Source organism: Trinickia sp. NRRL B-1857 (assembly GCF_050470685.1).
GTDB lineage: Bacteria > Pseudomonadota > Gammaproteobacteria > Burkholderiales > Burkholderiaceae > Trinickia.
In genome coordinates, this window is record NZ_JBFLUK010000017.1 from 1 (window position 1) to 13335 (window position 13335).

The following is a 13335-nucleotide window of genomic DNA, read 5'->3' on the forward strand; positions in this document are numbered from 1 at the left end:
TTCTGGTCGTACGCACTCAATCTATGCGTGGGCTACGCGGTGTATCTCGGCTATCTCGCGGCCTCGCCCGTGCTGCTGGTCGGCATGGGCCTGTCGACGAAGACGATCAGCTATTGCTACATGAGCTTGTCGGTGACCTATATCGTCGGCAATTTGACGTCGCGCCATTTCGCGAAAACCTACGGCATCGATCGGCTCATCGGCGTGGGGCTCGCCATTCTCGCCGTCGGCGCGGCATGCTTGATCGGCGCCAGTTTCGCGCCGGCCACGCCGTTGCCGATGATTCTCGCGATCTCGGTCGTCACGCTCGCGAACGGCTTCATCCTCCCGCTATCGTTCGCCGGCGGCGTCACGAGCTTTCCCGACAGCGCCGGCGCCGCATCCGGGCTCATGGGCGCGCTGCACATGATCGCGGGCTCGCTCGCCATCTACCTCGTCGCAGCCCTGCCCGGTACCGTCGCGGCGCTCGCGGCATTCGTCACGGTCGTCGCGGCGATCGGATGCGTGGCGTTTCCGGTCTTGCTGCGCTCACGTGGTTGGACCAATCTGCGCGCGACGGTCAGCTAACCCGCCCGCGTTCGTTTACCTTGCCGCGCACGAAGTCGATGTGAGTCTGCATCGCCGTGCGCGCCTCCTCCGGGCGACGCGCGCAGATCGCGTCGCACAGCGTGCGATGCTGCAAGAGCAGTAGCTCGGACGCGTCCTCGCCCTGTTCGCGCAGGCCCGTTCCGTTGATCGCGATATGCTCGCGCAGTACGCTGAGCACACCGGCGTGCAGATGCAGAAACATGGCGTTGTGCGAAGCTTTCGCGATCGCCTCGTGCAGCTTCGCATCGGCCTGCGCTTCGCCCGCCTTATCGTCGTCGCGCCGAGCCTTCTCGAGGGCGCGCATCAGCGCCTCGATCGTTTTGATCTCGTCTTTGGTCGCCCGCATCGCCGCGAAGTAGGCTGTCGCCCCTTCCAATACTCGGCGAAACTCCAAGATGTCGTCGCGCAGCGCCGGATGGTCGGCCACGAGCTCGCCCCAGGGCGACGCCACGCCGGTGCGCAACCGGTCGGTCACGTAGACGCCCGCCCCCGGCCGGCTATGCACGAGCCCACGCGCGGCCAACCGCTGAATGGCCTCGCGAACCGTGTTGCGCGAGACGCCGTAGCGCTCGGCCAGGACACGCTCGGCCGGCAGGCGCGCGCCCGCCGCGAACGTTCCGTCGAGCAACGACGTCTCCAATTCGCGCATCGTGGCCTGCACGCGCGATCGGTCCCCCATGGTCTGCTTCATCCGTCTCTCCTTGGATCGACCGCCGTCAGGCGGCCGATCCATCGCGCTGGTCCAACCAATTTGTGGCCACTCGCGATTGCGGCAATTATGCGCCCAATGCCGTCGTCGAAAAACGGCTTTGGAGAGAGACATGCCGAATCGGCACTACCCGCCCCGTCGGCCCACGGATGTATATCTGTTCGCCACCTGCCTCGTCGACCTGTTCGTTCCGCAAGCGGGACTCGACGCCGTTCGCCTGCTCGAACGAGAAGGGCTGACCGTGCACTTTCCGAAAGCCCAAAGCTGCTGCGGTCAACCCGCGTACAGCAGCGGCAATCCCGAGCACGCCCGCGCCGTGGCGCGCGCCCAACTGGATCTGTTTCGCGAACCCTGGCCCATCGTCGTTCCTTCGGGGTCCTGCGCAGGGATGATGCGGCATCACTGGCCGCAACTGTTCAAAGGCGATAGCGCGGACGAAGCGAAGGCACGGCAACTGGCCGAGCGCGTCTTCGAACTCGCCGAATTTCTCGTCCACGTGCTCGAGGTCGATTTCACCGATGCGGTCGACGCGGCCTTGCACAGCGGGCAGAAAGAAACGGAACGCGTGGTCTTGCACACGTCGTGCGCCGCGCGCCGCGAGATGGGCACGCGCGAACACGGCGTCGCGCTAATCGACGCGCTCCCGGGCGTCACGCGAGTCGAACACGAGCGCGAAGCGGAATGCTGCGGCTTCGGCGGCACCTTCTCGCTCAAGCATCCCGACATCTCCGGCGCTATGGTGCGCGACAAAGTCGCTTCGGCATGCGCCACGGGGTGCGAACGACTCGTGACGGCGGACTGCGGCTGCATGCTCAACATCGGTCATGCCGCCGAGCACGAGGGTGCGCCGCTCGCGGTCGAGCATCTGGCCAGCTTCCTCTGGCGGCGCACAGGCGCAGACGCACGGCCTGCGTACGACGCCAAGGCTCAAGCGGCAAAGCGCGCGTCGCACGGCGCCGAACCGGTGACCGCGCTCGCGGCCTTGAAGACGGAGGGCTGCTAAGCATGCTCACCTCTCGCGAACGCATCCTAGGAAAACTGCGAGCCGCCGGCGCCCGCGCACCGACGCTCGACACGGCCTCAATGGATCACCGCATCGACCTCCATTACGCGACTTGGCGCCCGCTGGCCGAGGCGACGCACGAGCAACGCATCGATGCCTTCGAGCGAGCGCTCATCGCCGCGCACGCCGAAGTCTGGCGAGCGAGTGCGGCGACATGGGTCGCCGAGATGGCCCGCCGCATCGCCGATGCCGGCGTAAGCCGATTGTTGCTCGATACGCAGCGGGCCGAAGGCGCCGCGCTGGCCGCTGCCCTGCCCGACACCGTGGAGCCGCTCCCATTCGCACAGCCGATCGAAACCTGGAAGCGCGAACTCTTCGATACGGTCGAAGCAGGATTCACCGTGGCGCGCTCCGGTATCGCGGCCACGGGCACGCTCGTCATCGAACCCGACCGCGGCTCGCCGCGTACGATGTCGCTCGCGCCGCCGCTACACATCGCGCTCGTGCATGCCGACACGCTGCACCGCGACTTGCACGAAGCCGCCCGCGCGGAGCGCTGGCGCGAAGGTATGCCAACGAACCTTGCACTCGTCTCCGGGCCGTCGAAGACATCCGACATCCAGCAAACGCTCGCCTACGGTGCGCATGGCCCGCGCAGGTTGTGGGTCGTGATCGTGACGGACGAAGGCAAGACCAGCACGGCCACGCCGACGGAGCAGCGTCGATGAGCACCCAGCCGCTTCATTTCGTTCCGACGAACGACTTCAAAACGCGCGCGCGCGCCGCGCTCGACGATCAAGCGCTGCGCGCGAGCTTTCGCGGCGCGATGACGTTCTTGCAAGACAAGCGCACCGCGCAGTTTCCCGATACCGATGAACGCGAGGCGTTACGCGACCTCGGGCAAGCGATTCGCCAAGACGCGCTCGCGCGTCTGCCCGAGTTGCTGACGCAGCTCGAAGAGAACCTCGTCGCGGCGGGTGCGCATGTCCATTGGGCTGCGACGGCCGATGAAGCGAATGCCATCATCTTGAAGATCGCGCAAACGCACGAGGCGAAGCGCATCATCAAAGGCAAGTCGATGGCGAGCGAGGAGATCGAGCTCAATCATTTTCTGGCCGAGCACGGCGTGACCTGCACCGAGTCCGACCTCGGCGAATTCATCGTCCAATTGGCGGATGAAAAGCCCTCGCATATCGTCATGCCCGCTATTCACAAAACGAAGCGGGACATCGCGCGCTTGTTCGAAGCGCACATCGACGATGCCGAGTACACGGAAGACGTCGACGCGCTGATTCAAACGGGGCGGCGCGCGCTGCGCCATGCGTTCGTCGACGCCGACATCGGCCTATCCGGTGCGAACTTCGCGGCAGCGGACACCGGCACGCTATGGCTCGTCGAAAACGAAGGCAACGGCCGGCTTTCGACTTCGGTGCCCGACGTCCACATCGCGATCGTCGGCATCGAGAAAGTGGTGGCCAAGCTGGAACACATCGTGCCGCTCGCGAGCCTGCTCACGCGCTCGGCGACCGGCCAAGCGATCACCACTTACTTCAATCTCATCTCCGGGCCGCGCCGCGCGGGCGAGCTCGACGGACCGCGCGAGATGCACGTGGTGCTGCTCGACAATGGGCGCACGCAGGCCTACGCGGACGAAGAGTTGCGCGCGACGCTGCAATGCATCCGCTGCGGCGCATGTATGAATCACTGCCCCGTCTATACGCGCATCGGCGGCCACGCCTACGGCACGACCTATCCCGGTCCGATCGGCAAGATCATCTCGCCGCACCTGCTCGGTCTCGACGCGACGGCCGATCTACCGACCGCTTCGTCGCTATGCGGCGCTTGCGGAGAAGTCTGTCCCGTGCGCATCCCGATCCCGCAATTGCTGATCCGCCTGCGCACCGAAGCGAATCGCGCACCCGACGATGCGGTGGAACATCCGCTGCGTGGCCAAGGCGCGAACTACACGCGCCGCGAGCATATCGTCTGGCGGTTCTGGCGCGGCGCATTCGCTCATCCGCGCGCTTATCGCGTCTTTCGTTGGGCAGCGACCCGGCTCGCCGCATTCGCCCCCTCGCGGCAGATGGGATGGACCGACCACCGAACGCCGCTCAAACCCGCCCCGCGCAGCTTGGCCGACATGCTGCGCGAACGCGGCCAACCCGAATAAACGACCCGCGCGGGCAACGTCCGCAAGCAGGCTGAATCACGTTCAGGCCGCGCGCCATGCGACGCGGCCGAGCACCGTATTGTTTTTGCATCAACGGAGGAGACCGACATGCAGATTTGGAGCCAAACCTACACACCGCTTGGCAGCCTAGGGCTATCGTCCCTAGCCGCCGCCATCCCGATCGTTTTTTACTTCGCGGCGCTCACCGTACTGAAGATCAAAGGTCATCTCGCAGCCGCAATCACGCTTGCGCTCGCGCTCGCCGTTGCCATCGCGGCCTACGGCATGCCGGCGACGATGGCATTCACGGCAGCGGGCTACGGCTTCGCCTATGGCTTGTGGCCTATCGCATGGATCATCGTCACGGCCGTGTTCCTCTACAAGATCGTCGTGAAGACGGGCCAATTCGAGATCATTCGCGCATCGGTGCTTTCGATCACCGACGATCGACGGCTGCAAATGCTGTTGATCGGTTTCTCGTTCGGTGCGTTTCTCGAAGGGGCCGCGGGCTTCGGCGCCCCGGTCGCCATCACGGCGGCGCTGCTGGTAGGCCTCGGCTTCAGCCCGCTATACGCAGCAGGTCTGTGCCTCATCGCGAACACCGCGCCCGTCGCGTTCGGCGCCATGGGCATTCCGATCATCGTGGCGGGACAGGTGACCGGACTCGACGCGTTCCATGTGGGCGCGATGGCCGGGCGGCAATTGCCGCTGCTCTCGCTGTTCGTCCCGTTCTGGCTTGTGTTCATCATGGACGGCTGTGCGCGGCGTCAAACAGACATGGCCTGCCGCGCTCGTCGCCGGCGGCAGCTTCGCACTCACGCAATACTTCACCTCGAACCACATCGGACCCGAGTTGCCCGACATCGCGTCGGCGCTCGTCAGCCTCGTCGCACTGACCGCATTCCTCAAGGTCTGGCAGCCTCGAAGCGCGGCCCAAGCGGCCATGACGGCGAGCGGCGGCGGCGCCGCAGCGCTCTCGGGTTTCGGCGGTGCGCCGGGCGCGGCGCGCCTCGCCAATACGAGCCGGCAAGCGTCGCCGTACACGGGCGCTCAGACGCTGCGTGCGTGGGCGCCCTTCGGCCTGCTCACGATCGTCGTCACGATCTGGAGTCTCCCTTCGTTCAAGGCCTTGTTCGGCGCCCACGGCGCGCTCGCGGGGACCGTTTTCTCGCTGCATGTGCCCGGTCTCGATCGACTCGTACTCAAGGCGGCGCCCATCGTGAGCACGCCCAAAGCGTTGGACGCCGTGTTCAAGCTCGATCTGATCTCGGCCGTCGGCACGGCGATCTTGCTGACCGCCCTGATCTCGGCCGTGCTGCTTCGCGTTCGTCCGAGCGTCGCCGCGCGCACGTTCGTCGAAACGCTCGCCGAACTGCGCCGCCCCATCCTCTCGATCGGCCTCGTGCTGGCGTTCGCCTTCGTCGAGAACTACTCGGGGATGTCCTCCACGTTGGCGCTGCTGCTCGCCGGCACCGGCGCCGCGTTCCCGCTCTTCTCGCCGCTGCTCGGCTGGCTCGGCGTCTTTCTCACGGGCTCCGATACGTCGTCCAATGCGCTGTTTTGCTCGCTGCAACATACGACGGCCCATCAAATCGGCGTGTCCGACACACTGCTCGTCGCGGCCAATACGACAGGCGGCGTGACCGGCAAAATGATCTCGCCGCAGTCGATTGCCGTCGCCTGCGCGGCGACGGGGCTCGTCGGCCAAGAAGCCTCGCTGTTCCGCTTCACGTTGCGCCATAGTCTGTTCTTCGCGGCCGTGGTCGGCATCATGACGCTCGTGCAGGCCTATTGGCTGACGGGTATGCTCGTCAACTGACGCCACGTCCCATCGCGTGCGCCGTCAAGCGCGCCGGCCTCGGCCGGCGTGCAACGCACATCAGTCCCAACCGCGTTCAACCTCGCTCGACACGACCGTGCATTGCAGACCCTGCGCGCTGCCTGCCCGGTCGATCGCGCTTTCCAACTGAGCGAACGCATAAGCTGCGATATCGACGCTGTCGAGCGACAATTGCCCCGATGCCACGAGCGCGACGAGCGCCAAGTAATCGGCACGGGTGTACATGAAGTTGCCGATCAGCTCCCAGTTGTTGATCAGCATCTCGCCGTACGGGATCGGCAGCGGCACCTCCATGCTGCCCATCAACACGAGCCGGCCGTTGCGGCGCAAGCTACGCAGCGCCGCCAGCGTCGCGTCCGCATCGCTGGCATGGCCCACCATATCGAATGCGAGATCCGCGCCGCCGCCCGCTGCCTCGCGGATCGCCGCGACATCGCCCGCCGCATCGCCCGTCAACACGACGGATTTGACGCGGCCGCGCCCCAGCTCGACGAGCGGTGCCAGCGCTTGCGCTCGGCGGCCCGCCGCGACGACTCGGCTCGCACCGAGCGCCAATGCAGCCACAACCGCGGCCGAACCGAAGTAGCCGCCGGCGCCGTTGACGACCACCGTCTCGCCGGCCGTCAACCGCCCGCGGCGCAAGCCGCCGAACGGCACGGAGAACTTGCCCAGCGAGGCGAGCCGCGTCGAACTCATCGTCTCGAGACCATCGAGTGCGACGAGCGTCGATACGGGAAACTCGGCGAGTTCGCGTAGCGTGCCGTGCGGAAAATCGGCGAGCATCGGCGCACTGCCGGCGCTGATACCCGTCAACCCGATCAACACTTGCTCGGGCTCGCCGACGGTTTCGTCCGCGCGCCAATAGGGGTTGACCGCCACACGCTGCCCTTTTCGGAATCCGAACACGCCTTCGCCTACGGCCTCGATCCGGCCGACGCCGTTCGTGCCCGGCGAGAACGGCCCGGGTGGGAACGCATACGGCAGCTTGCCTTCGAGATAAGCGCGCGTATAGCTGAGCAGCGGCACCGCCTCCATCCGCAGCAACACCGCGCCGCGACGCGGCTCAGGCACGGGTTCGTCGCACAGGGCCAGCGGCTTGCCGGGTTCGTCGAGCATCCAGGCTTTCATCGTCGTTACCTCCGTTGAGTTCTTCATGTCGATCGAGATCGGATGGTTGAACTGTAGCGACGCCCGACGTATTCTTGAAATCAATTAATAGAATTCGACCCATCAATATGATTGATCTCCGGGGGTATCGATCTCAATCTGCTCGTATCGCTCGACGCGTTGCTCGAAGAATCGAATGTCACACGTGCCGCCGAGCGGCTGCATTTGACGCAGCCGGCCGTCTCGACGCAATTAGCTCGTCTGCGGCAGATCTTCGGCGACCCACTCTTGATCCCGGCGCCGAGCGGTCGAGGGATGACGCGCAGCGTCCGTGCGACGGAGCTGATGGCGCCGCTCAAAGCCGCACTGACGCAACTCGAAGCCGTGGTGCGCCGGCAACCGTCGTTCGATCCCATGACCGATACGCGCCGCTTCACGATCGCCGGCAGCGACCAAGCAGTGGCCGTGCTCGGCTTCCGGTTGATGCAGTCGTGGGCGGACCGCGCAGGCCCGAATGTGCAGCTCGCCTTCGTGGCGTCGGAGCATTCGAGCAGCCTCGAGCGATTCGAGCGTGGCTGAGATCGATCTATTGATCGGTTCCGAGCGTGGGGTGCCCGCATGGGCCAAAGCGCGCAAACTCTACGACGAACGATTCGTCTTCGTGCAGCGCAAGCGCCACCCGCGCGGGGCGACGGCGCCGGATTTAGACGCCTATTGCGCGCTCGATCACGTGCTCGTCTCGACGAGCGGCGGCAGTTTCTTCGGATTTATGGATGAGCACCTGGAGGCGATGGGACGCGCGCGCCGCGTCGCGCTTTCGGTTCAGCATTTCACCGCCGTGCCGGATTTGGTAGCGCTTAGCGATTACGTCGCCACGTTGCCGTCTCGGCTCGTCACGCGCTACCGCGACAAGCTCGACGTATTCGATCTGCCGTTCGACGCGCGCGGTTTTTCGATGTTCGCGGCGTGGCACCCGCGCAGCCACCTCGATCCCGCGAGCCTATGGCTGCGCGAAACGCTCGTCGATGTGGCCGAGCATTGGCCGCGGTGACAGATGCTGGTATCAGCGTTCGGACGAACGCAGCAACGCGACGGCGGCCAGCCCCAACGCGATACCCGCATATACGCGCGTCATCGAACGCGGCCCGAGGTGGGCCTCAAAGCCAGGCGTAAGCCGCTTGGGCACGAGGTGATAGTCGACGACGTAGGCGGTGGCTGCCGTCCCCGCGGCTGCCGCGAGCAAGGCAGCCGGATGCTTGCGCGGTGCGCGCGGGGCGATACGCTCGAAAAGAAGCGCCCAGAAAATTGCCGCCGCTTGATGGATACCCAGCCCGAATAACGTATGACGGACACTGAAGCCTTGCTCGCGCGGCGCCCGCTCGGGCCACACGCAATGCGTGACCGCGTTGAGCGGCGCACATGCCGTAGCGCCTTCTTGGCGCGCGCAATAGGCTGCCGCTCCGGCCGCGCACAGCCCAGCCACCGTCCCTGACGCCGCCGCCCGCCGCAAATCGAGCGCGCCCCGAGCGGCCGCCGCACCACGCTTGCCGATCTTCAGTAAGCTCAATGGTCTGCTCATAGGAACCTCACTTGTCGCCGCGTTCGATTTCCTGCGCATTCGTCATCGCAGACTCCGTAGTCGAAACATCGCTTTATCGACCAAGCATCGAGTGTGCCTATGCGGGCGAATCGGCAGCCCGGTCCTCGCTCGATGCTTTTCGGCCTACTGCTATGTCGAGGAGGAACAAACCCGCCGGGCTCGAGCGCACAGTCTATCGAGCGCAAAGTCGACAAACCGATCTCCACATTCACAGGCAAACCGAGTTCGGCTTAGCGCCGAGGGCGGACAGCGTTTCTCGCCACCTTGGACGGCGATCAAATCGATATCGATGCCGTCCATTGCGGCATCGTCGCGGCAAAGCCTGCCGCAAGTCCCGCTTGCCCGAACGACCGTCAATGTAGCTAGCGACTCTTGCGTACCCGTCTCTATCCACCGCGCACCGTGCTCGATCAACTGTGCATGGTGCTCGATCCATGCGTAGGGCTCGCGCTCGGCCAACGCTCGCAGACTCTGCGCATGTCGCAGCGCCTGCGCCGGCTGCTTCGCCGACAACGCCAGCTCCGCCGCCGCGACATGAAAACGCAATGCGTTATGTGCCAAGCATCGTTGCGCCAAAAGTTCGGCCCCTTTGGCGAGCGCCAGCTCGCGCAGCACGGGATCGGGGGCAATCGAAGCGATCGTGCCTTGCACCCAAGCGCCCACATAGCGATGCAAACGCAATCGATCGACGAGCGCCGCGGCTTGCATGATCAAGCGCCACGCCTGCGCGCCGTCGCCTCGACGGCGCGCCAATCGAGCCGATACTTCCAGCAGCATCGGCTCGAAGCGGCTCGTGCCGATTTGCCGCGCGAGTATCAGCGCGCGGTCGGCCGCCGCTTGCGCCTGCTCGTCTCGTCCCACATCGCTTAGTGCCCAAACGGCGGCGAGCCGGGCGAACACCTCGGCTCGGCGGTTGCCGATACGCTCGCTCCGTACCGCGGCCTCTTCGCAGTCGGTCAATGCCGACTCGTACAGACCCAGGTACGAGGCCGTCGACCCGCGTGCCGCAAGATTGCCTGCCGCCATATCGCTCGCGCCGCCCGCTTTCGCAACGAAGAATGCATTGGTCGTAAAGGGCGTGGGCTCGCGACATCCGGCCCTGTGCATAGTAGGAGTCGGCGATGCCGCTTAGCGCCTGCACTTCGCTCGATGCGTGGCGCGCCCGCCTCGCGTGGCGCAACGCCTGGCGGTGCAATTGCCGGCACAGCACATAATCGCCCTGCGGAAAACGAATGCTCCCGCGCAAATGCAGCAAGCGCGCCAATTCGACGTCGGCGCCGATCGCTTGCGCAAGCGGCAGCGTCTTTTCGAGCAGCGTCTCCTCGTCGTCGAGCCGGTCGAGCGCGTTGAGCACCGGGGCCAGGCCAAGCACAGCCTCGATCTGCGCCGCAGGCGAGACGGCCAGATCGAGCGCTTCGACAAACCATTCGCATGCCTCGCTCATCCGCCCAAGGCCGGTGCAAGCCTGCCCTCGCAAGAACGCAAGCGCTTGACGTTCCACCGTGTGCGTCGCGCGCCCCTCGCATAGCAAGCCAAGATCGAAGGCTTGCGCATAGTGATAGCCCGCGAGCTTCTCGCGCATGGCCGCCAAGAGCGCAGGACATGCGCGTAGATCGCCGGCTCGCGCCAAATGCTGAGCATAGAGCGCGCGATCGGTCTGAGCATAAAGCTCGGCAATCGTGCGATGCAACCGCTTGCGCGCGTCGGCCGGGATGCTTTCGTACACGCCCTGCATGACGAGATCGTGTACGAAGCCGTACGTCCCCGCATCGATCTCTTTAACCATCATCTGCCGGATCTCTTGCTCGGGGACGTAGTCCCTATCGCCCAATGCGACACGCAACGAGGCGAGATCGAAGCGGTGCCCCAGCACCGACGCATGCCGCAGGGCATTGCGCGCCGCCGGAGCAAGCCGATCGACACGCGTCTGGACCAGATGGCGCAAGCTATCGGGAAATTCGCTCTCGTGGTTGGCCAGCAATTGCGTGAGGGTTAAAGCGGATTGCCCTGCGCCCGCTCGATGCACGCGGCGCGGTATCCGGGATCGACGCCGCTGAAGTGCGCCGCCAAGGCGACCGCTTCGCGCGGGCCTCAGCGGTGCGACATCGAGCACGCTCAACGCCGCGGCAAAGTTGGGCCGGATCGCGGCGTCGAGCGGATCGCCCTCGGGACGCGATGTCAGCACCCAGACGATGGGCGCGTCGCTTGTCGCGGCCATCGATCGAGCCAGGAGCGCCACGGTCGGGGCGTCCGCCCAATGCAAATCTTCGATGGCAATCAGCAGCGGCTTATCGATTGCTCGCCTCAACATGAGATGGCAGATCGCCGCCTGCAATTGGTCGACACGTTCGCGATCGGTCATCGCCGCATAGCGGGCTTGTTGCGCCGAATCGCCCGGCGCCGCCCCGAGCAAAGCCAGCAGGAAAACGTGCAACGGCTCAGGCAGCGCCCATTCGCGGAATGCACGGGCCGCCGCCGAGGCGATGCTCGCACTCCCGGCGGCCAGCTCGACACCTGCCGGCACGCCCGCGAGACTGCACACCACCTGAGCTAACAACGTCGCGCCGTTATCGATGCCGAAGTCATGAAACTCCCCGCCGTGGCACGCGAACCCTTGGCTCAGCGCCATCGCCCGGAATGTCTCCACCAGCCGCGTCTTGCCGATCCCGGCCATTGCCGCGGACATACACGACGTGACTGTCCTGGCATTCCAGTACCGCATCGAGCACGGCGTCGAACTGAAGCACTTCGATCGATCTTCCCGCAAGCCCGCGGGCACTCGTCTGGCCTTGCTCGCGTATGCGCAAACAGGCCCGGTATCGCGGCGCATCTCGCTGCGCTTCGGCAAATTCAAACCAACGCGACAACTGGTCGACAAGCGCTTGCCCCACATACACGGCCGCCTCGTCCGATGGCGCGCCGAACCGCTCGTGCGGCACCGGGCCATCCACGGTCATCGGCCCACCGCTGCAACTCGAGCACGGCCGGCCGCTCGCCGCCGATCCATTGCGAACGCAGCAGCGTCATTGCGCACATCAGCGCCCGCCGGCTATCGCTGCCGTAAGCTTGAGACATGCCGAAGTATGCGGCCACATAGCGGTCGTGCCGAGCCTGCCCGCCGAATTGACGAATCAGCGAGAAGACTTGCTCGACCGGTATCTCGGCACGAGGGGCGAACCGCAACACCACGACATAACGAATGACTTCTTCGGGCGCAATGCCAAGAGCGTTCGGGACAGGCGAAACCGATTCGATTTCCGGCGTATGCCGAACAGCCTTCGCACCGGCTTGGCCGATCAGCGTATCGATTTCCACCCCGAACATGTTTGCCAAATGCCGGGCGGTGCGATACAGAACGGGCTTCCCGTTTCAGCCCGCTTGATCGACGCGACCGAGACGCACAGATGCCGATCCAGGCACGCATAGGCGAGCGTTTCCTGGCTGTGTCCCTGAGTTTTACGCAGGCTTTTTCAGCACCCCGGGATCGAGCAGTACACGACCGTCGTGCACGGCGAAATCGGTTTCGCGCATCGCTAAATGGAATTGAAAGAATGCGCGGCAATTCACGGACGACCGACGTGACGCGCAAATCGGTATTGTACTGCGCGCCTTTTATGCATCGGCGGCGGCCATTACACAGTGTGAATATGCACGCGCCGAGAACACCGCCTGAGCTGATACCGAACTGATACTGCCGCCGATTCGAGAGCCTCTTAGACTGATCTCGCTGTTCCCAATCCCGCAACGGAGACCGCGCATTGCGGGTTTTTTTTAAAACCACGACGGGGAATACCATGAACGATCGCGCTCTCGCCGCACTAGCAAATGAGCAACAGCTCGATGCGGTAGGCGGAATCAATTTGCTGGGTACCGGGCTGGGCCAACGAAGCTGGGCCACCGCACCGACCGACGAAAACCATGTCTTGGATCCTTTGATCGACGAGGTAGAAAAGGTTATCGACGGCACGACGTACCGCAATGGGACGCCGTGTGTTGCTGACACAGGTCCCAGACAGCATGCAGAGCACCTTTAGCTTCGAGTCGACGGCCGAATTCAATCACAAGAGCACGGTGCAGGCCAACGCAAAGGGCAGCTACGGCGCCTTCAGCGGTGGATTTTCCACGACGTTTTCTCGCGATACGTCCATCCTCAACACGCACTACGCCGCGATATGCAATGAGTTCAAACAACTCTGGAGCGTGAAGCTCGAGGTTGAGGAACGCAATTTCTCCGCGGGATTCAAGACGGCGCTGGGCGAATTGCCCAAACTGTCGGACGATCTTGCCAACGTCGAACAATACGTTCCATTTTTCAAGA

The 13335-nt window shown here is 64.7% G+C and carries 12 protein-coding genes and 2 pseudogenes; 9 read left to right on the top strand and 5 right to left on the bottom strand.

The window, feature by feature from the left end; genetic code table 11:
* Window positions 1–567, top strand: a pseudogene (locus AB1286_RS32915) (multidrug effflux MFS transporter); the annotation flags it as partial.
* Here the strand turns inward: AB1286_RS32915 and AB1286_RS32920 are convergent.
* Window positions 560–1279 (bottom strand): FadR/GntR family transcriptional regulator, encoded by a 720-nt coding sequence (locus AB1286_RS32920; protein ID WP_430364193.1) that lies wholly within the window; start codon window positions 1277–1279, stop codon window positions 560–562. The pseudogene AB1286_RS32915 and the gene AB1286_RS32920 sit on opposite strands and share 8 nt — an antisense overlap.
* A 130-nt stretch (window positions 1280–1409) precedes the next feature.
* On the opposite strand from AB1286_RS32920, the gene AB1286_RS32925 reads away from it, so the two are divergent.
* The 4 genes and pseudogenes from AB1286_RS32925 (at window position 1410) to AB1286_RS32940 (ending at window position 6289) form a co-directional block, all read left to right on the top strand.
* Complete coding sequence (locus AB1286_RS32925) at window positions 1410–2300, top strand: (Fe-S)-binding protein (protein ID WP_430364192.1); 891 nt, start codon at window positions 1410–1412, stop codon at window positions 2298–2300.
* A 2-nt stretch (window positions 2301–2302) separates the two neighbouring features.
* Window positions 2303–3028, top strand: a complete 726-nt coding sequence (locus AB1286_RS32930) for a LutC/YkgG family protein (RefSeq protein WP_430364191.1) — start codon at window positions 2303–2305, stop codon at window positions 3026–3028.
* A complete protein-coding gene (locus AB1286_RS32935; RefSeq protein WP_430364190.1) occupies window positions 3025–4470 on the top strand; it encodes a LutB/LldF family L-lactate oxidation iron-sulfur protein in 1446 nt (481 codons plus the stop codon). The genes AB1286_RS32930 and AB1286_RS32935 overlap by 4 nt, the downstream gene beginning before the upstream one ends.
* A gap of 108 nt (window positions 4471–4578) precedes the next feature.
* Window positions 4579–6289 (top strand): annotated as a pseudogene (locus tag AB1286_RS32940) (lactate permease LctP family transporter).
* Between the two features lie 60 nt (window positions 6290–6349).
* Here AB1286_RS32940 and AB1286_RS32945 read toward each other — a convergent pair.
* Complete coding sequence (locus AB1286_RS32945) at window positions 6350–7438, bottom strand: zinc-binding dehydrogenase (RefSeq protein WP_430364188.1); 1089 nt, start codon at window positions 7436–7438, stop codon at window positions 6350–6352.
* Window positions 7439–7549: 111 nt separating this feature from the next.
* Between AB1286_RS32945 and AB1286_RS32950 the strand changes: the two genes are divergently transcribed.
* Together AB1286_RS32950 and AB1286_RS32955 are read left to right on the top strand one after the other, a co-directional pair.
* Window positions 7550–7996, top strand: a complete 447-nt coding sequence (locus tag AB1286_RS32950) for a LysR family transcriptional regulator (RefSeq protein WP_430367415.1) — start codon at window positions 7550–7552, stop codon at window positions 7994–7996.
* Entirely contained in the window at window positions 7989–8468 is a 480-nt protein-coding gene (locus tag AB1286_RS32955) for a LysR substrate-binding domain-containing protein (RefSeq protein ID WP_430367416.1), read from the top strand. Before AB1286_RS32950 ends, AB1286_RS32955 begins: the two co-directional genes overlap by 8 nt.
* Window positions 8469–8480: 12 nt before the next feature.
* Here AB1286_RS32955 and AB1286_RS32960 read toward each other — a convergent pair whose 3' ends face one another.
* The 3 genes from AB1286_RS32960 to AB1286_RS32970 all read right to left on the bottom strand — a co-directional run bounded on the left by AB1286_RS32960 (window position 8481) and on the right by AB1286_RS32970 (window position 12350).
* Window positions 8481–8996, bottom strand: coding sequence for a hypothetical protein (locus tag AB1286_RS32960; protein WP_430364186.1), 516 nt, complete (start codon window positions 8994–8996; stop codon window positions 8481–8483).
* A 571-nt stretch (window positions 8997–9567) separates the two neighbouring features.
* Window positions 9568–11703: an AAA family ATPase gene (locus AB1286_RS32965; protein WP_430367417.1), complete on the bottom strand. Its 2136-nt coding sequence runs from the start codon at window positions 11701–11703 to the stop codon at window positions 9568–9570.
* A gap of 164 nt (window positions 11704–11867) precedes the next feature.
* Window positions 11868–12350 (bottom strand): hypothetical protein, encoded by a 483-nt coding sequence (locus AB1286_RS32970; protein ID WP_430367418.1) that lies wholly within the window; start codon window positions 12348–12350, stop codon window positions 11868–11870.
* A gap of 461 nt (window positions 12351–12811) precedes the next feature.
* Here AB1286_RS32970 and AB1286_RS32975 point away from each other — a divergent pair, with 461 nt between their 5' ends.
* On the top strand, window positions 12812–13051 hold the full coding sequence (locus AB1286_RS32975; RefSeq protein WP_430367419.1) for a hypothetical protein: 240 nt from the start codon (window positions 12812–12814) through the stop codon (window positions 13049–13051).
* On the top strand, window positions 13035–13335 hold a 301-nt coding region (locus AB1286_RS32980), incomplete at its 3' end, for a hypothetical protein (RefSeq protein ID WP_430367420.1). The genes AB1286_RS32975 and AB1286_RS32980, both read left to right, overlap by 17 nt.